Below are 21,289 nucleotides of genomic sequence, written 5' to 3' on the forward strand. Positions count from 1 at the left end.
GGCCTCCTATCGGCGAATCGCCAGACGCTGTTCGAGGTAACGCAGCATCATGGCAATGAGGTAACAGGCCGCAACATAGAGCGCTGTGGTCACCAGCCAGGTTTCGATCACCCGGTAGCTCTCGACATTGATCTTGCGCGCGTAATAGGTCAGCTCCGGCACGGCAATCGCCGCCGCCAGCGAGGTGTCCTTGAACAGCGAAATGAAGTTGTTCGACAGCGCCGGCAGCACATTGCGCAGCATCACCGGCACGGTGATGTACGCCTTGACCTGCCACTCGCCCAAGCCGATCGCCAACCCGGCTTCACGTAGCCCCTTAGGAATGCTCAACAACCCGCCACGAAACACTTCGGTCAAGTACGCCCCGGCATACAGCGACAGGGTGATGATGAACGAGGGGATCTTGTCCAGACGAATACCCAGGCTCGGCAACGCGAAGTAGATCAACAGAATCAACACCAGAATCGGCGTATTACGGATCACCGTCACATACACCGACGCCAGCCCCCGCAATGCGCGGTGCTTCGACAGCAAAGCAAACGCCATCAGCAGGCCGATCACGCAGCCGATGGCGATCGACACCAGCGCCAGCTCAAGACCCAGACCGAGCCCCGCCAGCAAGGTGTCGAAGTCGCGCCACACGGCGGCAAAATTCAACTGATAGTTCATGGTCAGCAGTACCTTGAGCGGGGCGATGTATCACCGCCCCGCTCTCACGGGATCATTTGAATTCGACTGGGAAACCGATTGCAGGTGTAGGCAGGTCGACACCGAACCACTGCTTGAACGACGCCGCGTAAGTCGGGAATTCAACGCCGGTCATGCCTTCATGCAGCACGGTGTTGACGAAGTTCAGCCAATCCTGATCGCCGCGTTTGACCGCACAGGCGTAGGTCTGCGGGCTCCAGGCGTAGGTCGGGCTGCGATAACGGCCTGGGTTCTGCACCATCAGGTATTTCACCGACGACTGATCGGTGGCCGCCGCGTCGGCACGGCCGGAGTTCACCGCCTGATACATCAGATCCACGCTGTCGTACTGATCGACCTTGGCCTTGGGCAGCGCCTGATGCACCAGTTCTTCGGCGTACACGTTCTGCAGTACCGCCACGGTCACGCCGTCGGCGGCGGCCCTGAGGTCTTCGATTTCCTTGTACTTGCTGTTGGCCGGCAGCAACAGGCCAACACCTTCACGGTAGTACGGCAGCGTGAACGCGACCTGTTGGGCCCGGCTGGCGGTCACGGTGATGAACTGGCAACTCATATCGACCTTGTCGGTCAGCAGGTTCGGAATCCGCGCATCGGACGACTGCACCACGAACTCGACCTTGCTCGGATCGTTGAACAACCCCTTGGCCACCATCCGCGCGATATCGATATCAAAACCCTGCAACTTGCCGTCCGCTCCCTGGAAGTGCCACGGCGCGTTGGTACTGCCCGTGCCCACGATCAATTTCCCACGGGCCAGCACGCTGTCGAGCTTGCTGTCTGCCGCTTGAGCGACACCCACGGCAGCGGCCGAAGCCGCGAGTACGAAAACACACGCTTTAAACAAGGAAAGTCGGCGATGCATGGCAAGCACTCCAGGGCTGTGTTTATTCCGCTATACCGGAACTTGGTATGTAACAACGGAATAGACAGCAGAAAGTGTGCCACAGGATGTGGGCGGAATCTCGGAGGATTTGAAAAGTGTTTTGAATCAAATGGATGCGCACAGGCGCGAAGAAAGTGTTACGAAAAGACAGCTGGCTGAACGCTACCGTTGGCTACAGGCTGTGTGTGGTTGAGTCACATTGCGGTGCATTGCAGGTCAAAAAGAAGCAGAGCACACCTGTAATTTCTGACAGTAGACCCACCCGCTCGCCTCCTTTAACGTCCAAGGGCCTTCGATAGTCTTTGAAAAGGAGATTTCAATGAGTTCGATGTCCACCCAGTCATTGGATCCGGCCTACCGCAAAGCGCTCAACACTTGGCGCCCGGTGATTCTGTATTTCGGCAACGACCACTGTCCCGCCTGCGAATGGGCCGGACCGGTTTTCCGGGCCATTGCCGAGAAGTACAAAGATCATGCGTGTATCTATATGCTGGATACGAGCAAATCTCCTCGGCATCCAAAAGTCACCGGCACACCCACTGTGCTGACTTACAAGAACGGGAAGCTGCTGCAGAAGCTCAAGGGGATTGGAACCGCGGAAAACCTGGAAGAACATTTCAGAAAGTACATCGGCAAACTGAGGCCCAAACAGATTGCCCGCAAACCCCGCCACGACTTGCCGTGGCTGAAGAAAACCCTCAGCACTTTATGCACTGCGCCTCGGGCACGGGAGCGGTTGAATGCACGTTTGATGAGTAATGCAATGGGCAAATAACTGACCTGTAGCAGCAGCCTTGCGCTGCTCGGCAGCTGCTACAAAAAGTGCCCGCCGGTGTGTTTATCGTCCGGAAAAACGCAGCCGCGACAACATCCGCAGGTCGCCCTCGCGGTAATAGTCATCGGTCCAGCTGTCATCCGCCGCCAACGGCCGGACCTGCTTGAGTTGCAGTTTCTTTGCGAAGTAGCGGAACCGGTAATGTTCGTAGAAGCGCAGCAGTTCCAGCCCGTAACGATCGGCCAGGTCGGTGTCGCCACGGATGATCAGGTAGTTTTCGTCATTGCCGTTGCTGGCCGCGTCACTGAGGTTGTGGCTGCCGCTGATGATGGTCGGTGAATCGCTGGTGAAATCGACGACGATGGCTTTGGTGTGCACCAGCAGGTTGCCCTTCTGGCCTTTCATGTTTTCCTTGAGCCAGCCCTCCAGGCCGGTGTTGAGCAGCGCGGTGGCGGCGAATTCGGCGGTGCGGTCGGCATGGAAACCGGTGATGTTGCTGACCGTGTTTTGCAGGCCGTAACGCAAGATGTCGTCGTGGGGTTGGCCGAGCAGCGCGTTGAGTATTTTGTCCGGCAAGGTGAATGCGGTGACAAACAGCAGGTCTTTTTTGGCGGCGTTGATGATCTTGATGAACTCACTCAAGTCGCCCTCGCCCGAGCGCGGTGAAAAACCGGCGAACAGCGGCTGGTCAGGCTGCATCGGATTGTGTTCCGTGAGCCAGTCCCGCGTGGCGCCGACGTCCGTCGGTGTGGCCCAGACCTGCTCGAAGGTTTGCAGGTAAGTGGCGCCGATCCGAGCGTCGTCCAGCACATGCACGACGTTGGCCTGACGGTAGACGCCGTTGGCAGTGAAGTTGGTACTGCCGCAGAGTACCGCTTCGGGCTGATGCTGCCCCGCCGCATCGAGCCGGCTCAGGACCATGAACTTATCGTGAAAGATATTGTGGGTGACTCGCCCGCGTTTGTTCGCCGCCGGGATTTTTTCCAGGCTGGCTTCGTTCAGCGCCGTGGTGTCTTCGCCAGGTTGGGCGTGATACAGGACCCGAACCTTTACGCCACGCTCGAAGGCGGCGTTCACCGCATCGACGATCGCCTGCAGCTGGTATTCATAGATCGCGATGTCCAGCGCCCACTGGCCATCCACGGCACGTTCGATAAACCCGAGCAGGCGTGCGAGCAGACCATTTTCCAGCCATTGCCGCGGCGCATCGGGCCATTCTTCGATGGGCAGTGTCTTGTTGACGCTGAGCAGCGCATCGAGGTCGGCGAATTTGCGCTGGAACGCCTGACTGGCAGCCACTGCTCGGTTGAATATCACGTTCTGCCCCTTGGGCAGGCCATTGTCCGTGGTGACCGTCACTTCCAGGCTTTCACCCAACTGTGGCGCATCGGCAGTGCCATAAGCCAGGTGAACCCGATAATGGATCGTCACACCCGGATTGACCGCGTAATCGGCCCAGCGAAATTTCTGCAAAGGCGCGGCATCGCTGGGGGTGGCGTGAAACTGAGGGAATGTATGATCCTTGCCGGGGAAGGTCAGGCTGTTGAACAGAAACAACCAGGGTTTGTCACCTTGCTGTTTTTCGATGGCAAACCCCAACAGGCCTTTGCGGCGGGGTTCGGCCAGGTCGATGGCCAGCAGCACACCGTTGGTGCCAGCGTAGGCTTTGACGCGGAAATCGTCCTGATCGTTGCGGGCTAGAACGCGCATGGGTCACTCCTGTGATGGGTTTGCTTACAGAGCATAGGGCAGCGATGCGATGGGGCCAGCACTGTCAGCACAAAATTCAACCTGAAATCAGCTCATCGATATGTCGATAATCAACCTGTAACTGCGCTGCCAACACCTTTGCCCGCCCGAGCCGAATCGGCCCGCGCTCGATGTCGATCAGCAACCCCGGACAATCCAGCTCCGGCAATGTCGACCAGTCCTTCAACCGTCCATCTGTCACTAGCAGCAGCCGCTGCTGTTCGGCCGGAAAACGCTTTTGCCGGACCGCCAGCCAGTGCCCCGCCTCGCCAAGCGCCGCCAGCATCGGCGTCCCGCCGCCGGCGCCCAATCCCTCAAGCCAATCGCGTAAGCCCGCAGAAGCTTTCAATCCCTGCACCTGCCACTTCGGCAGGTGACCGCTGGCGGTCAGCAAAGCCAGGCGTGCGCGCTGGCGATAGGCATCGTCGAACAGTTGCGCCAGCAAGCCCTTGGCATCGCTCAACGCCTGATGGCGCCGGGTCGAAGCCGAGGCATCGACGATCACCAGCCACAGTTCATGCGGGGTGCGGGTCCGCAGATGGAACAATAGGTCATCGCGTTGACGCGGTCGGCCATTGAGCAAGGTGCCGGGCCAGTTGACCGATCCGCTACGGGCGGCGTGACGCTTGCCCTGTTTACCGTGATCCAGCCGGCCTGCGCGGGGTCTGGCATTCGCCCCCGCGTCTGATCGAGGGCGAATGCCTAGGGCTTTTTTGGCCAGCTCGGCACTTCACGTCGAGCACCGACCGGCAGCGCCTGGGCGGGCATTTCGCCCCACTGGCCCTGACCTTCGTTCGGGTTGGTGGTTTGCGCAGGGGATTGCTGTGGCGCTTGGGAGTTTTGCGGCGCAGAGGTCGAATGCTCCCGACGACGATGACGCAAGGCAAATTCGGCGACCGCGTCGATATCCTCTTCGGCAATGGCGTTCGCACCGCGCCAGGCCGCATGTGCCCGCGCCGCGCGCAGCCAGACCAGGTCGGCCCGCAAGCCGTCGACACCGGCAGCAAAGCAGCGCTCGGTGATCTGCGCCAGTGCGGCATCGTCGAGCGGGATACTCGCCAGGGCCGCACGCGCCTTCTGGCAACGCTCGCGCAGGGCGTGTTGCTGACTTTCCCACTCGGCGCAGAACCCTTGCGGATCGCTGTCGAAATCCAGTCGACGACGGATGATCTGGCCGCGCTCGGCGGGTGCGGTATGGCCACTGAGGGCGACGTTCAGGCCAAAGCGGTCGAGCAGTTGTGGGCGCAGTTCGCCCTCTTCCGGGTTCATGGTGCCGATCAGTACAAACTTCGCCGAATGCCGATGGGAAATCCCGTCGCGCTCGATCAGGTTGGTGCCGCTGGCGGCCACGTCGAGCAGCAGGTCCACGAGGTGATCGGGCAGCAAGTTCACTTCATCGACGTAGAGCACGCCGCCGTCGGCCTTGGCCAATACACCCGGAGAAAACTGTGCGCGCCCTTCGCTCAAGGCCGCGTCGAGATCGAGGGTGCCAACCAGCCGTTCTTCAGTGGCGCCCAGGGGCAAGGTAACGAATTGACCGCTGGCCAGCAGGTCCGCCAGGCCTCGGGCCAGGGTCGACTTAGCCATGCCGCGCGGGCCTTCGATCAGCACGCCTCCGATTTTCGGGTCGATGGCGGTCAGGTACAGGGCGAGCTTCAAGTCATCGGCGCCGACCACGGCGGAGAGCGGGAAATGGGGGGTGTCGGTCATGTTCAAATCTCGGTCATGGTCGGTGATTACTCTGTGGCGAGGGAGCTTGCTCCCGCTCGGCTGCGTAGCAGTCGTAAAACCTGAAAATGCGGTGTACCTGACAGAGCCTGGTTTTTGTTTTGGGGCTGCTGCGCAGCCCAACGGGAGCAAGCTCCCTCGCCACAAATTTCCTTTGCTCACCGGCTAACTGTCTTCTTCTATGTCCAGCAACAAATTCTCCAGCGCCTCGCGGTATTCACCCGGCTCCTGCCACATCCCCCGTTGCTGCGCTTCGAGCAGGCGCTCGGTCATGTCGCGCAAGGCGTGGGGATTGTGTTCGCGAACAAACTCCCGGGTCGCCGGATCAAGCAAATAGGCGTCCGCCAGCAACGCATACTGGTGATCGTCGATCAGCTGCGTGGTGGCGTCGAACGCAAACAGGTTATCGACCGTCGCCGCCAGTTCGAACGCGCCTTTATAGCCATGACGCTTGACCCCGTCGATCCATTTCGGATTGGCCGCCCGGGAACGGATCACCCGGTTCAGCTCTTCCTTCAATGTGCGGATCTTCGGCAAATCCGGCTGACTGTGGTCGCCGTGATAACTCGCCGCCGCTGCGCCGCCGAGGCTTTCGACGGCCGCCAGCATGCCGCCCTGGAACTGGTAATAGTCGTTGGAATCGAGCAAGTCGTGCTCGCGGTTGTCCTGATTTTGCAGCACGGCCTGCACCTGGCTCAGACGCTGGGCGAACTGCTCGCGTGCGGCGGTGCCTTCATCGGAGCCGCCGTAAGCGTAGCCGCCCCAGTTCAGGTAAACCTCGGCCAGGTCTTCGCGGCTCTGCCACAGGCGACCGTCGATGGCGCCTTGCACGCCGGCACCGTAAGCACCCGGTTTGGCCCCGAAGATCCGCCAGCCGGCCTGCCGCCTGGCCGCCTCTTCATCCAGACCGGACGTCAGCAGCGCTTCGCGCTCGGCACGAACCTTGGCCGCCAACGGATTGAGATCGTCCGGCTCATCCAGCGCGGCGACCGCTTGCACGGCGGCGTCGAACAGCCGGATCAGGTTGGCAAAGGCATCGCGGAAGAATCCGGAGACGCGCAAGGTCACGTCCACCCGCGGCCGGTCCAGCAGGCTCAACGGCAGAATCTCGAAGTCGTCGACCCGCTGACTGCCCGTCGCCCACACCGGCCGCACACCCATCAAGGCCATGGCCTGGGCAATGTCGTCGCCGCCGGTGCGCATGGTCGCGGTGCCCCAGACCGACAGGCCGAGCTGACGCAAGTGATCGCCGTGATCCTGCAAGTGCCGCTCAAGAATCAGGTTCGCGGATTGAAAACCGATGCGCCACGCCGTGGTGGTCGGCAGGTTGCGCACGTCCACCGAATAGAAATTGCGCCCGGTGGGCAACACGTCCAGCCGTCCACGGCTGGGCGCACCACTCGGCCCGGCCGGGACGAATCGCCCGCTGAGGGCGTCCAGCAGGCCGCGCATTTCCGCCGGGCCGCAGGCGTCCAGGCGCGGGGCGACGACCTCGCGCAAACTGTCGATGATCGCGCTCACGTCGGACCAGCCTGGCTGGTTCAACGGAGCAATTTCAGCGCTCAAGGCTTGCTCGATCAACTGCGCGGCGAACAGTTCCAGACGCTCACGGGTGTCCCCCGCCGTGCGCCACAGCTCATCACTGACCGCCTGCAAGGCATCCGGCCGAGGACCGTTCCAGGGCTCGGCCAACACGCAATCCAGTGGATCGAAGCCCAATTCGAACGCCTTGGCCAGCGCCCGCAGCACGCTCGATTGCGCGCCACGACCGTCACCGCGAGGAATGCGCAGCAAGGCCAATAAAGTGTCGATGCGCAATCGCCCGGTCGGCGACTCGCCAAACACATGCAGGCCATCGCGGATCTGCGATTCCTTCAAGTCACACAGGTAAGTGTCCAGGCGCGGCAACCAGATCGCCGCGTCGGCATCGCTGTCGAGCTTCTCGTCCAGTTGCAGTTCGCGATCAATGTGCGTGTCGCGCACCAGTTGCAGAATGTCGCGTTGCAGTTCCCGGGCGCGGCGCGGATCGAGCAACTGCGCTTCGTAATATTCGTCAGCCAACAACTCAAGGTTGCGCAGCGGGCCGTAGGTTTCGGCGCGGGTCAGTGGTGGCATCAGGTGATCGATGATCACCGCTTGCGTACGGCGCTTGGCCTGGGCACCCTCGCCCGGGTCGTTGACGATGAACGGATAGATGTTCGGCAGCGGTCCGAGCAGCGCGTCGGGCCAGCAGTTTTCAGATAACCCGACGCCCTTGCCCGGCAGCCATTCGAGGTTACCGTGCTTGCCGACATGGATCACGCCGTGGGCGCCGTAGGTGTTGCGCAACCAGAAGTAGAACGCCAGATAACCGTGGGGCGGCACCAGGTCCGGGTCGTGATAGACCGCGCTCGGGTCAACCTGATACCCCCGGGCCGGTTGAATGCCGACGAAAGTCAGGCCGAAGCGCAACCCGGCAATCATCATTCGCCCGCCACGGAACATCGGATCGCTTTCGGGCGTGCCCCAACGTTGCAGCACCGCCTCGCGATTGGCTTCGGGCAGTGCGTTGAACATCAAAAAGTAATCATCCAGCGCCAGGCTTTGCTGGCACGGACGTTGATCGATAGTGTCCAGATCATTGCTGACACCACCAAGCAGTTGCTGGATCAGCGCGGTGCCGCTGTCCGGCAACTCGGCCGGCAACGGATAACCTTCGGCGTACAGGGCACGCAGGATGTTCAGCGCCGCGGCCGGGGTGTCGAGACCGACGCCATTACCGATGCGTCCATCGCGAGTCGGGTAGTTGGCGAGGATCAGGGCGATGCGTTTTTCGCTGTTGGGCAGCCGCGCCAGATCGATCCAGCGCCGCGCCAGTTCAGCGACAAAATCCATCCGTTCCGGTTGTGGTCGATAGCAAACCACATCGGACTGACTGCGCTCGCTCCGCCACGCCAGATCCTTGAAGCTGATCGGCCGACTGATGATTCGCCCGTCCAGCTCCGGCAGCGCGATGTGCATCGCCAAGTCACGGGGACCGAGGCCTTGCTCGCTGGCACGCCAACCGGGCTCGTTGTCCTGGGCGCAGATCGCCTGAATCACCGGGATGTTGCGACGAAACGGCCGCAGATGCGGCGCTTCAGGGCTGGACTGGGCGAAACCGGTGGTGTTCAGAATCACCCCCGCCTCAACTTCATCCAGCCAGTCCTCGACCACCGCCAGGCAGCCTGGCTCTTTCAGACTGGCCAGCGCAATCGGCAACGGGTTGAGCCCTGCCGCCTGCAAACGCTGGCAGAAAATATCGATGAAACCGGTGTTCGCCGCCTGCAAGTGCGAGCGGTAAAACAGCACCGCCGCCACCGGCTGATCGGCCTGCCAATCGGCTTGCCAATCCTGAAGGTGCGCGGGGCTTTTTTGCGGGTGGTAGATCGCGGTGCGTGGCAGGGTTTGCGGCTCGGACCATGGATAATCACGACCCAGCCAACGACTGGCAAGGCAGCGAAACAGGTCGAGCGCATTGGCCATGCCGCCCTGACGCAGGAAGTGCCAGAGCCGGTCGCGGTCTTCGGGGGCCACGGTGCTCAGATCGCTGAGTTCCGGGTCCGGGCGATCGTCACCCGGCACCAGAATCAACTGCACACCGCGCTGGGACAATTCCACCAGACGCTCGATGCCGTAACGCCAATAGGCGATGCCGCCGTGCAGCGAGATCAGAATCACCTTGGCGTGGCGCAGCACTTCGTCGACATAAAGATCGACCGAGGCGTGATTCTGCACCTGCATCGGGTTGGCCAGGCGCAGGCTCGGGTAATCGTCGGGCAGCTGCTGCGCCGCCTCGGCGAGCAACGCCAGACTGGAATCGCCGCTGCACAGGATCACCAGCTCGGCGGGGGTTTGTCCAAGGTCGGCAATGTTGTCATCCGACACGAAACCGCCGGGCTGGGTCCTGAGCAGGTGCATGGGTTAAACGCTGAGCGCAGCGCGCAATTGCGCTTCGAGTTGAACGGCGTCCAGCGCCTGACCGATCAACACCAGACGGGTGGTGCGCGCTTCCTCGGCGCCCCACTGACGGTCGAAGTGCTTGTCGAAACGCGTGCCCACGCCCTGAATCAGCAGGCGCATCGGCTTGTTCGGCACCGCCGCGAAACCCTTGACCCGCAGAATACCGTGCTGCACCACCAGTTGCGTCAGCGCGTCCATCAGCAGGCTTTCGTCGGCTTGTGGCAGCTCGATCGAGATGGAGTCGAACGCGTCATGGTCGTGATCGTGGTCGTCTTCACCTTCATGGTGATGATCGTGATGGCTGTGGCGGCTGTCGATGTGTTCTTCGGAACCGGCGCCGAGGCCGATCAGCACGTCCAGCGGCAAGCGACCGCTGCTGGCTTCGATGACTTTCACCGCCGGTGGCAGCTCTTCGGCGACTTCCAGGCGCACGCGGGCAAGGTCTGCGGCGCTGATCAGGTCGGCCTTGTTGAGAATCACCAGGTCGGCGCTGGCCAGTTGGTCGGCGAACAGTTCGTGCAGCGGCGATTCGTGGTCCAGGTTCGGGTCGAGTTTGCGCTGGGCGTCCACTTGATCCGGGAATGCAGCGAAAGTGCCGGCAGCGACGGCCGGGCTGTCGACCACGGTGATCACCGCGTCAACGGTGCAGGCGCTGCGGATTTCCGGCCACTGGAAGGCTTGAACCAAAGGCTTTGGCAGGGCCAGGCCCGAGGTTTCGATGAGGATGTGGTCGAGGTCGCCGCGGCGAGCAACCAACTCGCGCATCACCGGGAAGAATTCCTCCTGAACGGTGCAGCACAGGCAGCCGTTGGCCAACTCGTAGACGCGGCCGCTGGCCTCTTCTTCGGTGCAGCCGATTGAGCACTGCTTGAGGATCTCGCCGTCGATGCCCAGCTCGCCGAACTCGTTGACGATCACCGCGATGCGACGGCCCTGGGCGTTGTCGAGCATGTGCCGCAGCAAGGTGGTTTTGCCCGAACCGAGGAAGCCGGTAACGATGGTGACGGGGAGTTTGGCCAGTGTTTTCATCGGATGCCCTTTGGCAAGGTGGCGGGCATACGGGACGACAACCGGCAACGCGGGCACGCGTGCCTGAAGAGTTCGCCACCGGATCACCCCGCCCGGTTGAAAGTGAGAATCTGTGTCGAGGCAGGTCTCCTGGCTGACGGTGCGCCGGGCGTTGGCCCGGCATTCGCTGCGCCTTCCCGCGAACCCGTTGCACAGGGTTTGCAGTGGCGTGGCAGCGAACATCACCGTTCACAGTTGCGGGGGCAGCCGCGGCATCGACCGCGTTCCCTTCTTAGCTTCGACAGACGCCGAAGAACCTCGAAAGCGCAAGGCTACGCATCGTGTGGGGGCGGGTCAATGTCTTGTCGGCGAATGCGATCACCTGTGGCGAGGGGGCTTGCCTGTGGCGAGGGAGCTTGCTCCCGTTCGGCTGCGAAGCAGTCGTGAAACCATGCACTGCAAATCTTACAGACAGACCGCATGAATCCGATGCGACCGCTATGCGCTCGAGCGGGACCAAGCCCCCTCGCCACAGGTATTGGGTGTTAGTGAGAACCCCTGCCAATTGACTCCCCGCCCTCGCCCATGCTCTCCTACACGCCTTGTTACGGGTGCCCTTCACAGGGTGAAACGGGAAACCGGTGAATCATGTGCTTTACTCTAAAGCCATGTCAGTCCGGTGCTGCCCCCGCAACGGTAAGCGAGTGAAGCGTCAGATCCACTGTGCCGGTCATATGGCATGGGAAGGTGATGCTTGCAGGTCCAGGCGCAAGCCCAGCCCCTCGCGAGCCCGGAGACCGGCCCGCAACACAAAGTGACTTTTACGTTCACTGAATAACAAACCCGCGGTGGGCGGGCGCTGTTCGAAATCTCTGCGAGCCCTTGGCGTGCGGAGATTTTCATGCGCTCTATTCACCCGCTGACAGACCAGAGGGAAGCGCCATGACGATCATCAGCAGCACCGCCAGCAACACCGACAAGAGCATCGCCAGCACCGCCAGCAACACCGACAAGAGCATCGCCAGCACCACCACGACCCTGACTCAACGCCTGACCGCCGCCGTGTGTGCGTCGATCCTTGGCGCCAGCCTTGTGTATTTCGCCGGTTTCTCGCACATCGAAGCGGTGCACAACGCCGCGCACGATACCCGTCACAGCTCCGCCTTTCCGTGCCATTGAGACCTGCTGAGATGATCAAGCGTATTGCGCAAACCGCAGGTTTCACCGGGCTGCTGGCCGCCCTGCTATTGACCCTGCTGCAAAGCTTCTGGGTCTCCCCGCTGATTTTGCAGGCCGAGACCTACGAAAAATCCGAGCCGGCAGCTGTTGAAATCCACGAGCACGCCGCGGGCGCAGTCGCTCATACCCACGATGCCGAAGCCTGGGAACCGGAAGACGGCTGGCAGCGCGTGCTGTCTACTACCGGCGGCAACCTGGTGGTAGCCGTCGGTTTCGCCCTGATGCTCGCCGGTCTTTACACCCTGCGCGCACCGACCAAAACCTCTCAGGGCCTGCTCTGGGGCCTGGCCGGTTATGCGACGTTCGTACTGGCTCCGACTCTCGGCCTGCCGCCTGAGCTGCCGGGCACTGCCGCGGCAGATCTGGCGCAACGGCAAATCTGGTGGATCGGCACTGCCGCGTCCACGGCCGTCGGCATCGCGTTGATCGTGTTCAGCCGTCACTGGCTGATGAAAGTTCTCGGCGTGGCGATCCTGGCCGTGCCGCATGTGATTGGCGCACCACAACCGGAAGTCCATTCGATGCTGGCGCCGGAAGCCCTGGAAGCGCAATTCAAAATCGCTTCGCAGTTGACCAACGTGGCGTTCTGGCTGGCCCTGGGCCTGATCAGCGCCTGGTTGTTCCGCCGCAAAAGCGATGGCCATTACAGCGCATGACTGAAAACGGCACAGTGCCGACCCTGGTGGTCGGCCTGGGCTGCCAGCGCGGTTGCCCCGTCAGTACGCTGCGGGCGCTGCTCGATCAGGCGTTACAGGCCCATCAAATCGAGCTTCGTGAGATCAAGGCCCTGGCCAGCATCGACCTCAAGCGCGATGAACCTGGCCTGATCGAACTGGCCGAACAGCTGGCATTGCCGCTGATGTACTTCAGCAGCGAACAATTGGCGACCTATCAAGCACAACTGAGCCACCACTCGGACATCGCGTTTGAACGCACCGGTTGCTACGGCGTGGCGGAAAGCGCTGCGTTGGCCCTGGCCGAACAATTGGCCCAGGCACCGGCAAAGTTGCTGATTCCACGACAAAAATACGCCCAGGCCACCTTGGCATTGGCCAGCGCCGCGTAAAATCCCCGATAATCCCCGCCTTCGATCATGAGCATTCTTCATCTGAAGCATGCCCAGGCCCTATTTCTGACAGGAAACGACGATGACCGTCTACTTCATTGGCGCCGGCCCCGGCGACCCGGAACTGATCACCGTCAAAGGCCAGCGGCTGATTCGTAGCTGCCCGGTCATCATATATGCCGGCTCCCTGGTCCCCGCCGCCGTGCTGGAAGGCCACCGGGCCGAACAGGTGGTCAACAGCGCCGAACTGCATCTGGAACAGATCGTCGAGCTGATCAAGACCGCCCACGCCAACGGCCAGGACGTGGCCCGGGTGCATTCCGGCGACCCGAGTCTGTACGGCGCGATCGGCGAGCAGATTCGCTACTTGCGTGAACTCGACATCCCTTTCGAAATCATTCCCGGCGTCACCGCCACCGCCGCCTGCGCGGCCCTTTTGGGGGCCGAACTGACCCTGCCGGACGTGTCACAGAGCGTGATTCTGACCCGTTACGCCGACAAGACCGCCATGCCCGCTGGCGAAGAACTGGGCAGCCTGGCGCAACACGGGGCGACCATGGCGATCCACCTGGGGGTCAATCATCTAGAGAAGATCCTTGCCCAATTGCTGCCGCACTACGGCGCCGACTGCCCGATCGCGGTGATTCACCGGGCGACCTGGCCGGATCAGGATTGGGTGGTGGGAACGCTTGCGGACATTGCGCAGAAGGTACAAGCCAAGGGTTTTCGCCGAACGGCGCTGATTCTGGTGGGTCGAGTGCTGGGCAGCGATCACTTCAGTGAATCGTCGCTGTATCGCGCGGGGCATGCGCACCTATACAGACCCTGAAGCACTTGTGGCGAGGGAGCTTGCTCCCGCTGGACCGCGCAGCGGTCCCAAAATCAGCCAACGCATTCATCACGGGAAAATGCATCGGCTGGATTGCGACTGCTTCGCAGTCGAGCGGGAGCAAGCTCCCTCGCCACAGGTTATCGATCATCCATAAAAAAACGGTGCTCACGGGCACCGTTTTTTTATGTCGCAGCGAACACCTTAGTAGTAGGCGTTTTCTTTCTGCGTGTGGTCAGTCACGTCACGTACACCCTTGAGCTCGGGAATACGCTCGAGCAAGGTGCGCTCGATGCCTTCCTTCAGGGTGACGTCTGCCTGGCCGCAGCCCTGGCAACCGCCGCCGAACTTCAGCACGGCGATGCCGTCTTCGACCACATCGATCAGGCTGACCTGACCGCCGTGGCTGGCCAGCCCCGGGTTGATCTCGGTTTGCAGGTAATAGTTGATGCGCTCGTTGACCGGGCTGTCGGCGTTGACCATCGGGACTTTGGCGTTTGGCGCCTTGATGGTCAGTTGGCCGCCCATGCGGTCGGTGGCGTAGTCGACTACCGCATCGTCCAGAAACGCTTCGCTGAACGAGTCGATATAGGCGGTGAAGCTTTTGAGCCCCAGCGCGGTATCTTCAGGTTTTTCTTCGCCCGGCTTGCAGTAGGCAATGCAGGTTTCGGCGTACTGGGTGCCAGGCTGGGTGATAAAGACGCGGATGCCGATACCCGGGGTGTTCTGCTTGGAGAGCAGATCGGCCAGGTAATCATGGGCGGCGTCGGTAATGGTAATAGCGGTCATGGAAACTCCTCGCAGGCTTGGACGCAGTTTACGCCAATCGACGCGCCGCACAAAGTCCTAGTATTTTTGTCGGGAAAGCGGTCATCACAGATTCTCGTAGCGATTCATGTCCAGCACGCCCTCTTCCACCGGGTCGGTGTCGTGGATGTACCGGCTCAGATCATGGAAATACCGCCAGAATTGCGGATGACTGCGACGAATGCCCCAGCGTTCGACGATTTTTTCGAAACTGGCGGCGTCTTTGGCGTTTTCCATCTCGTCGACAAACGCCGGCACTTGCCCGGCCGGAATGTTGAACATGAAGTTCGGGTAGCTGCTCAGAACACCCGGATAGATCGTCAACGTGTCGAGCCCCGGCTGATAACGCAGCGACTCCCCGAGCAGGAACGCCACGTTGCTGTGGGCGCGGTTACGCAGCAGGCTGTAGACCTCGCGCTTGCCGCTTGGGGTCTCGATGCGCAACATCGTGGCTTCCGGCAACTGATCGATGACTTTCAAACCGGCGGCCGGGCGCGACGTCAGGCGGCTCAGGGCCTGCTCGGCGTTCTGCAACGCCGGATCGATGTTCGGCCGCGAGCAGTAAGCGCCGTCGCAACGGTTGATCGGATCAGGCCTGGCATTGAGTTCGCCGTAACGGGACAGCAACTGCAAGGCGAAATCGCGTTTCGGGTCGTTTTCGTCCAGCGTCAGCGCCGTCGGCTTGTCGTTGTCGATGTCCTCGTAATCCAGCCACATCTTGAACTTGCCGCTGTTCTGGTACCAATCGTCGAGATAGCCATCCCGTGAGCTGGCCGGCATCAGGCGCAGGAAGTTCTGCTCGGCGCCGTTGCGGATCAAGTCGAAGTACAGCCGGGTCTGGGCCTGATGGGACACGTTGCCGAACACATCGAAGTTGACCGCCAACTGGTAATACGTGCGTTCCAGCAATGGATAATCGAACAGCCACATCGTCTGCGGCACATCGCCGATCAGGCCCTTGGTCACCGAGGCGCTGTCGAAATGCCGAAAGATACTCAGCAGTGCGTTGTCATTGCCGGCCCACAGGGTCGACCAGCTCGGCGCCGGCAAGTCGGCATAGCTGTCCCGGCGCAGGGCTTCGTATTCGTTGCGTTTGTTGCGGTAGTCGTGCCACAGGCTCAGGACACTGCCGACATCATCGTTCTGCCCCGGCATCGCCAGCAACGGCGTAGCCTTGCCGCGATATTTCGGGTCGGTGATGTAAAGGTCATGTTCCGGGGCCTGGAACAGTGCCCAGAAGTTGTCGCGAATCACGTCGGTGGCGATCTGGCCCCGGCAGACCGGGCCGCGAATAAAGGTACGCACGAAGTATTCGGCGTTATCGAGCATGAACTGGTAACGCGCCTGGGCCGGGATCGCTTCGAACGTGGCAAACGGATTGGCCCGCCGCTCCGGCCCGTAGCCCGGTAACGCGTTGACCTGCCAGTTACCGTTGTAAAACAGGCTCTTGATCCGCGCCATCTTCGCCGCGCTCAGCGGGTAGGTGATGTGGGTCTTGTGCACGATCACGCCTTGCACCGGCCACAGACGGTAATAGACCTGAGTGCCCGGATCATCATTCGGACGGCGGGTGTTGATCAGGTCGATGGGCTGCCCCGTCGGCGTGCGCGAACGTACCCACTGAAAGAAATGCCCCGGCTCGCCGTCCTTGAAATAGATATGGGCCAAGAACCAGTGCTCGAACAGCCAGCGCCCGACCAGGCTCTCCCGGGCGCCCGGCGCATTGAGCAGGTTTTCCCACTGCACCACTTCCAAGGCTTCCCTGGCGCTGGGCACCAGGCCCTGCTGATCGATCGGCGCGCCGGAGGCCAGCCAGCGCTGCAGCGTCTGGTATTGCTGATCGGTCAGACCGGTGACCGCTAGCGGCATGCCCTCTTTCGGATGAGAGTTGGCGTAATCGCTGAACTCTGCCGGCATGGCGCACTGGTTTTCCCGGTTCAGGCCCAGGACGATGTCTTCCGGCAGTTTGGCGTTGGGTTGCAACGGGGTTTTGTGCCCCAGCTCAAGCATCCGCGCCATCAGCGCCGCCTGACTGCCTTGGGCGTCGAGCACCGAATAGAAGCCCTTTTGCTGCCAGGCACGCTTGCCGAAGGCGTCATAAAACAACCGGGTCGGCGCGGCGGCCTTGCTCCGTTCGCCGTCATAGACCGGCGCCTTCGTCGCACCTCGGGACGCCCCTTCGCCACTGCCCAGGTTGAGCTGACAGGCGGAGTCGTAGCAGGCATGGCAGGCCACGCACTTTTCGGTGAAGATCGGTTGAATGTCGCGAACGTAGGAAATGTCCGGACCTTGCGCAGCGGCGCCCCCGCTTAAAAACAGCATCAATAGGCTGGTGACGACGCGATACGACATATCCCTGGTCCTGATCATGAGAAAACGCCGCGATTCTACCGGTCCGACCCGCGCACCAACATGAACGATATTCATGCAAAACCGGCATATGCTCCAAAAGCACACAGGTTTGTTATTATCCCGGCCCTTCGTCATGGCCTTACCGAGTAGTCCAAATGTCCGATCGCAGCGTTCGCCTTCAAGCTCTCAAGCACGCCCTCAAAGAGCGCATCCTGATTCTCGACGGCGGCATGGGGACAATGATCCAGAGCTACAAGCTCGAGGAACAGGATTACCGTGGCAAACGCTTCGCCGACTGGCCGAGCGATGTCAAAGGTAACAACGACCTGTTGGTGCTGACCCGCCCGGATGTGATTGGCTCTATTGAAAAAGCCTACCTGGATGCCGGCGCCGACATTCTGGAAACCAACACCTTCAACGCCACTCAGGTGTCCCAAGCCGACTACGGCATGCAAGGCCTGGCGTACGAACTCAACGTAGAAGGCGCACGCCTGGCGCGCAAGGTGGCGGACGCCAAGACCCTGGAAACCCCGGACAAGCCGCGTTTCGTCGCCGGCGTGCTCGGTCCTACAAGTCGTACCTGCTCGCTGTCGCCCGACGTGAACAACCCCGGCTACCGCAACGTGACCTTCGATGAACTGGTGGAGAACTACACCGAGGCCACCAAAGGCCTGATCGAAGGCGGCGCCGACCTGATCCTGATCGAAACCATTTTCGACACCCTCAACGCCAAAGCGGCGATCTTCGCCGTGCAAGGGGTTTACGAAGAGCTGGGCGTCGAGCTGCCGATCATGATTTCCGGCACCATCACCGATGCCTCTGGCCGCACCCTCTCCGGCCAGACCACCGAAGCGTTCTGGAACTCCGTGGCCCACGCCAAGCCGATTTCCGTCGGCCTGAACTGCGCCCTCGGCGCCCGTGAATTGCGTCCGTACCTTGAAGAGCTGTCGAACAAGGCCAGCACCCACGTGTCGGCGCACCCGAACGCCGGCCTGCCGAACGAGTTCGGCGAGTACGACGAACTGCCGGCCCAAACCGCCAAGGTCATCGAAGAGTTCGCCCAAAGTGGCTTCCTCAACATCGTCGGCGGCTGCTGCGGCACCACACCGGGCCACATCGAAGCCATCGCCAAAGCGGTCGCCGGTTACGCCCCGCGTGAAATTCCGGACATCCCCAAGGCCTGCCGCTTGTCGGGCCTGGAACCGTTCACCATCGATCGCAGCTCGTTGTTCGTCAACGTCGGCGAACGGACCAACATCACCGGTTCCGCCAAGTTCGCCCGCCTGATCCGTGAAGACAACTACACCGAGGCCCTGGAAGTCGCCCTGCAGCAGGTCGAAGCCGGCGCCCAAGTGATCGACATCAACATGGATGAAGGGATGCTCGATTCGAAGAAGGCCATGGTGACCTTCCTCAATCTGATTGCCGGCGAACCGGACATCTCCCGCGTCCCGATCATGATCGACTCCTCCAAGTGGGAAGTGATCGAAGCCGGCCTCAAGTGCATTCAGGGCAAGGGCATCGTCAACTCCATCAGCATGAAGGAAGGTGTCGAGCAGTTCATTCATCACGCCAAACTGTGCAAACGCTACGGCGCCGCGGTGGTGGTGATGGCCTTCGATGAAGCCGGCCAGGCCGACACCGAAGCGCGCAAGAAAGAAATCTGCAAACGCTCCTACGACATTCTGGTCAACGAAGTCGGCTTCCCGCCGGAAGACATCATCTTCGACCCGAACATCTTCGCCGTGGCCACCGGTATCGAAGAACACAACAACTACGCTGTGGACTTCATCAACGCCTGTGCCTACATCCGTGACGAACTGCCCTACGCCCTGAGCTCCGGCGGCGTGTCCAACGTGTCGTTCTCGTTCCGTGGCAACAATCCGGTGCGCGAGGCGATTCACTCGGTGTTCCTGCTGTATGCAATCCGCAACGGCCTGACCATGGGCATCGTCAACGCCGGCCAACTGGAGATCTACGACCAGATCCCGGTGGAGTTGCGCGACGCCGTTGAAGACGTGATCCTCAACCGTACTCCGGAAGGCACCGACGCCCTCCTCGCCATCGCCGACAAGTACAAGGGCGACGGCAGCGTCAAGGAAGCCGAGACCGAAGAGTGGCGCAACTGGGACGTCAACAAGCGTCTGGAGCATGCGCTGGTCAAGGGCATCACCACGCACATTGTTGAAGATACTGAAGAATCGCGGTTGTCGTTCGCGCGCCCGATCGAAGTCATCGAAGGCCCGTTGATGGCCGGCATGAACATCGTCGGCGACCTGTTCGGCGCCGGCAAAATGTTCCTGCCGCAAGTGGTGAAGTCCGCCCGCGTGATGAAGCAGGCCGTGGCCCACCTGATCCCGTTCATCGAACTGGAAAAAGGCGACAAGCCGGAAGCCAAGGGCAAGATCCTCATGGCCACGGTCAAGGGCGACGTGCACGACATCGGCAAGAACATTGTCGGCGTGGTGCTGGGCTGTAATGGCTACGACATCGTTGACCTCGGCGTGATGGTGCCGGCGGAGAAGATCCTGCAGGTCGCCAAAGACGAGAAATGCGACATCATCGGTCTGTCCGGCCTGATCACGCCTTCGCTGGACGAAATGGTTCACGTGGCCCGCGAAATGCAGCGTCAGGACTTCTATCTGCCGCTGATGATCGGTGGCGCGACCACTTCCAAAGCGCACACGGCGGTGAAGATCGAGCCCAAGTACAGCAACGACGCGGTGATCTACGTCACCGACGCCTCCCGCGCCGTGGGCGTGGCGACGCAGTTGCTGTCCAAGGAATTGAAGGCCGGCTTCGTCGAGAAGACCCGCCTGGAATACATCGACGTTCGCGAGCGCACCGCCAACCGCAGCGCCCGCACCGAGCGCCTGAGCTACCCGGCGGCCATTGCCAAGAAACCGCAGTTCGACTGGGCCAACTATGAGCCGGTCAAACCGACGTTCACCGGCGCCAAGGTGCTGGACAACATCGACCTGAAGGTTTTGGCCGAATACATCGACTGGACACCGTTCTTCATCTCCTGGGACCTGGCCGGCAAGTTCCCGCGCATCCTGCAGGATGAAGTGGTCGGTGAAGCCGCTACCGCGCTGTACGCCGATGCCCAGGAAATGCTTGCCAAGTTGATCGACGAGAAACTGATCAGCGCCCGTGCCGTGTTCGGTTTCTGGCCGGCCAACCAGGTGCGCGACGATGACATCGAAGTCTATGGCGACGACGGCAAGCCATTGGCCAAGCTGCATCACTTGCGCCAGCAGATCATCAAGACCGACGGAAAGCCGAACTTCTCCCTGGCCGACTTCGTCGCGCCGAAGGACAGCGGCGTGACCGACTACGTGGGTGGTTTCATCACCACCGCCGGGATTGGCGCCGAAGAAGTGGCCAAGGCCTATCAGGAAGCGGGCGACGACTACAACTCGATCATGGTCAAGGCGTTGGCCGACCGTCTGGCCGAGGCGTGCGCCGAGTGGCTGCACCAGCAAGTGCGTAAAGACTACTGGGGCTACGCCAAGGACGAGACGCTGGACAACGAGGCGCTGATCAAAGAGCAATACACCGGCATCCGCCCTGCTCCGGGCTACCCGGCGTGCCCGGATCACACCGAGAAAGCCACGCTGTTCAAGCTGCTGGACCCGGAAGCGGAAGAGCTCAAGGCCGGCCGCAGCGGCGTATTCCTCACCGAGCACTACGCGATGTTCCCGGCGGCGGCGGTCAGCGGCTGGTACTTCGCTCACCCACAGGCGCAGTATTTCGCCGTGGGCAAGATCGACAAGGATCAGGTGCAGAGCTACACCTCGCGCAAAGGCCAGGAGTTGAGCGTGACCGAGCGCTGGCTGGCGCCTAACCTGGGTTACGACAACTAACCCCTTCCCCTGTGGGAGATTCTATGGTTGAGGGGAAACCCTCAACTTGCTTTCGGCTGGTATTCGCTCTGCCCCTTCAGTAGCGCGAATACGACCCGAGCAAGTTTACGGGCCAGAATCACCAGTGCCTGAGTGGTGCTGAACCCTTTAGCTCGTTGCTCTTCATAAAAACCTTTCCAGGCTGCTGTTCGGCTGGCCGACATGGCTGCATTGTGCAAAAGTCGGCGCGCCTCCGGATCACCTCGTTTTGTCAGACTGCGACGACCGTCCTTCTGTCCCGACTGTGAAACCCGTAAAT

The 21,289-nt window shown here is 61.3% G+C and carries 16 protein-coding genes and 2 riboswitches; of the genes, 6 read left to right on the forward strand and 10 right to left on the reverse strand.

Annotated features, from left to right (window positions below; genetic code table 11):
• Nucleotides 1-6: 6 nt before the first annotated feature.
• Together F475_RS20655 and F475_RS20660 are read right to left on the reverse strand one after the other, a co-directional pair.
• Nucleotides 7-669: an amino acid ABC transporter permease gene (locus F475_RS20655; protein ID WP_018927655.1), complete on the reverse strand. Its 663-nt coding sequence runs from the start codon at nt 667-669 to the stop codon at nt 7-9.
• Between the two features lie 52 nt (nt 670-721).
• Nucleotides 722-1,570, reverse strand: a complete 849-nt coding sequence (locus F475_RS20660) for a transporter substrate-binding domain-containing protein (RefSeq protein WP_018927654.1) — start codon at nt 1,568-1,570, stop codon at nt 722-724.
• 340 nt (nt 1,571-1,910) lie between these two features.
• Between F475_RS20660 and F475_RS20665 the strand changes: the two genes are divergently transcribed.
• Nucleotides 1,911-2,366, forward strand: a complete 456-nt coding sequence (locus F475_RS20665) for a co-chaperone YbbN (protein ID WP_111454619.1) — start codon at nt 1,911-1,913, stop codon at nt 2,364-2,366.
• A gap of 63 nt (nt 2,367-2,429) precedes the next feature.
• On the opposite strand, the gene F475_RS20670 is transcribed toward F475_RS20665, so the two are convergent.
• From F475_RS20670 to cobW, 5 genes are all read right to left on the reverse strand, one after another.
• Nucleotides 2,430-4,076, reverse strand: a complete 1,647-nt coding sequence (locus F475_RS20670) for a phospholipase D-like domain-containing protein (protein ID WP_111454620.1) — start codon at nt 4,074-4,076, stop codon at nt 2,430-2,432.
• A gap of 76 nt (nt 4,077-4,152) precedes the next feature.
• On the reverse strand, nt 4,153-4,698 hold the full coding sequence (locus F475_RS20675) for a VWA domain-containing protein (RefSeq protein ID WP_177431123.1): 546 nt from the start codon (nt 4,696-4,698) through the stop codon (nt 4,153-4,155).
• Nucleotides 4,699-4,817: 119 nt separating this feature from the next.
• The gene (locus F475_RS20680; protein WP_064617088.1) at nt 4,818-5,825 is read right to left on the reverse strand and encodes an ATP-binding protein; all 1,008 of its coding nucleotides are present in this window, start codon (nt 5,823-5,825) and stop codon (nt 4,818-4,820) included.
• Nucleotides 5,826-6,008: 183 nt separating this feature from the next.
• The gene (cobN, locus tag F475_RS20690) at nt 6,009-9,782 is read right to left on the reverse strand and encodes a cobaltochelatase subunit CobN (protein ID WP_111454623.1); all 3,774 of its coding nucleotides are present in this window, start codon (nt 9,780-9,782) and stop codon (nt 6,009-6,011) included.
• 3 nt (nt 9,783-9,785) lie between these two features.
• The gene (gene cobW / locus F475_RS20695) at nt 9,786-10,853 is read right to left on the reverse strand and encodes a cobalamin biosynthesis protein CobW (RefSeq protein WP_026286539.1); all 1,068 of its coding nucleotides are present in this window, start codon (nt 10,851-10,853) and stop codon (nt 9,786-9,788) included.
• A 101-nt stretch (nt 10,854-10,954) separates the two neighbouring features.
• A riboswitch (cobalamin riboswitch) is annotated at nt 10,955-11,168 on the reverse strand.
• A 256-nt stretch (nt 11,169-11,424) separates the two neighbouring features.
• A riboswitch (cobalamin riboswitch) is annotated at nt 11,425-11,653 on the forward strand.
• 121 nt (nt 11,654-11,774) lie between these two features.
• Here cobW and F475_RS20700 point away from each other — a divergent pair.
• The 4 genes from F475_RS20700 (at nt 11,775) to cobM (ending at nt 13,966) form a co-directional block, all read left to right on the forward strand.
• Entirely contained in the window at nt 11,775-12,011 is a 237-nt protein-coding gene (locus tag F475_RS20700) for a CbtB domain-containing protein (RefSeq protein WP_111454624.1), read from the forward strand.
• A gap of 11 nt (nt 12,012-12,022) precedes the next feature.
• Nucleotides 12,023-12,727 (forward strand): CbtA family protein, encoded by a 705-nt coding sequence (locus F475_RS20705; RefSeq protein ID WP_111454625.1) that lies wholly within the window; start codon nt 12,023-12,025, stop codon nt 12,725-12,727.
• The gene (locus F475_RS20710) at nt 12,724-13,137 is read left to right on the forward strand and encodes a cobalamin biosynthesis protein (protein ID WP_064617086.1); all 414 of its coding nucleotides are present in this window, start codon (nt 12,724-12,726) and stop codon (nt 13,135-13,137) included. Before F475_RS20705 ends, F475_RS20710 begins: the two co-directional genes overlap by 4 nt.
• Before the next feature lie 82 nt (nt 13,138-13,219).
• Nucleotides 13,220-13,966, forward strand: a complete 747-nt coding sequence (cobM, locus tag F475_RS20715) for a precorrin-4 C(11)-methyltransferase (RefSeq protein WP_064617085.1) — start codon at nt 13,220-13,222, stop codon at nt 13,964-13,966.
• 204 nt (nt 13,967-14,170) lie between these two features.
• Here the strand turns inward: cobM and nfuA are convergent, their stop codons facing one another.
• Nucleotides 14,171-14,755: a Fe-S biogenesis protein NfuA gene (gene nfuA / locus F475_RS20725; RefSeq protein ID WP_007946504.1), complete on the reverse strand. Its 585-nt coding sequence runs from the start codon at nt 14,753-14,755 to the stop codon at nt 14,171-14,173.
• Nucleotides 14,756-14,839: 84 nt separating this feature from the next.
• Nucleotides 14,840-17,125, reverse strand: coding sequence for a fatty acid cis/trans isomerase (locus F475_RS20730; RefSeq protein WP_111454626.1), 2,286 nt, complete (start codon nt 17,123-17,125; stop codon nt 14,840-14,842).
• A 155-nt stretch (nt 17,126-17,280) separates the two neighbouring features.
• On the opposite strand from F475_RS20730, the gene metH reads away from it, so the two are divergent.
• Nucleotides 17,281-20,991: a methionine synthase gene (metH, locus tag F475_RS20735; protein ID WP_018927643.1), complete on the forward strand. Its 3,711-nt coding sequence runs from the start codon at nt 17,281-17,283 to the stop codon at nt 20,989-20,991.
• Nucleotides 20,992-21,032: 41 nt separating this feature from the next.
• Here metH and F475_RS20740 read toward each other — a convergent pair.
• A partial coding sequence (locus F475_RS20740) for a transposase (protein WP_146602946.1) occupies nt 21,033-21,289 on the reverse strand: 257 nt, incomplete at its 5' end.

The organism is Pseudomonas sp. URMO17WK12:I6, from assembly GCF_003253625.1.
Classification (GTDB): domain Bacteria; phylum Pseudomonadota; class Gammaproteobacteria; order Pseudomonadales; family Pseudomonadaceae; genus Aquipseudomonas.

What these genes read in the sequence shown, in the direction of transcription:
- F475_RS20655 (WP_018927655.1), bottom strand. Translation starts at nt 669, where the DNA reads ATGAACTATCAGTTGAATTTTGCCGCCGTGTGGCGCGACTTCGACACC.
- F475_RS20660 (WP_018927654.1), bottom strand. Translation starts at nt 1,570, where the DNA reads ATGCATCGCCGACTTTCCTTGTTTAAAGCGTGTGTTTTCGTACTCGCG.
- F475_RS20665 (WP_111454619.1), top strand. Translation starts at nt 1,911, where the DNA reads ATGAGTTCGATGTCCACCCAGTCATTGGATCCGGCCTACCGCAAAGCG.
- F475_RS20670 (WP_111454620.1), bottom strand. Translation starts at nt 4,076, where the DNA reads ATGCGCGTTCTAGCCCGCAACGATCAGGACGATTTCCGCGTCAAAGCC.
- F475_RS20680 (WP_064617088.1), bottom strand. Translation starts at nt 5,825, where the DNA reads ATGACCGACACCCCCCATTTCCCGCTCTCCGCCGTGGTCGGCGCCGAT.
- cobN (WP_111454623.1), bottom strand. Translation starts at nt 9,782, where the DNA reads ATGCACCTGCTCAGGACCCAGCCCGGCGGTTTCGTGTCGGATGACAAC.
- cobW (WP_026286539.1), bottom strand. Translation starts at nt 10,853, where the DNA reads ATGAAAACACTGGCCAAACTCCCCGTCACCATCGTTACCGGCTTCCTC.
- F475_RS20700 (WP_111454624.1), top strand. Translation starts at nt 11,775, where the DNA reads ATGACGATCATCAGCAGCACCGCCAGCAACACCGACAAGAGCATCGCC.
- F475_RS20705 (WP_111454625.1), top strand. Translation starts at nt 12,023, where the DNA reads ATGATCAAGCGTATTGCGCAAACCGCAGGTTTCACCGGGCTGCTGGCC.
- F475_RS20710 (WP_064617086.1), top strand. Translation starts at nt 12,724, where the DNA reads ATGACTGAAAACGGCACAGTGCCGACCCTGGTGGTCGGCCTGGGCTGC.
- cobM (WP_064617085.1), top strand. Translation starts at nt 13,220, where the DNA reads ATGACCGTCTACTTCATTGGCGCCGGCCCCGGCGACCCGGAACTGATC.
- nfuA (WP_007946504.1), bottom strand. Translation starts at nt 14,755, where the DNA reads ATGACCGCTATTACCATTACCGACGCCGCCCATGATTACCTGGCCGAT.
- F475_RS20730 (WP_111454626.1), bottom strand. Translation starts at nt 17,125, where the DNA reads ATGTCGTATCGCGTCGTCACCAGCCTATTGATGCTGTTTTTAAGCGGG.
- metH (WP_018927643.1), top strand. Translation starts at nt 17,281, where the DNA reads ATGTCCGATCGCAGCGTTCGCCTTCAAGCTCTCAAGCACGCCCTCAAA.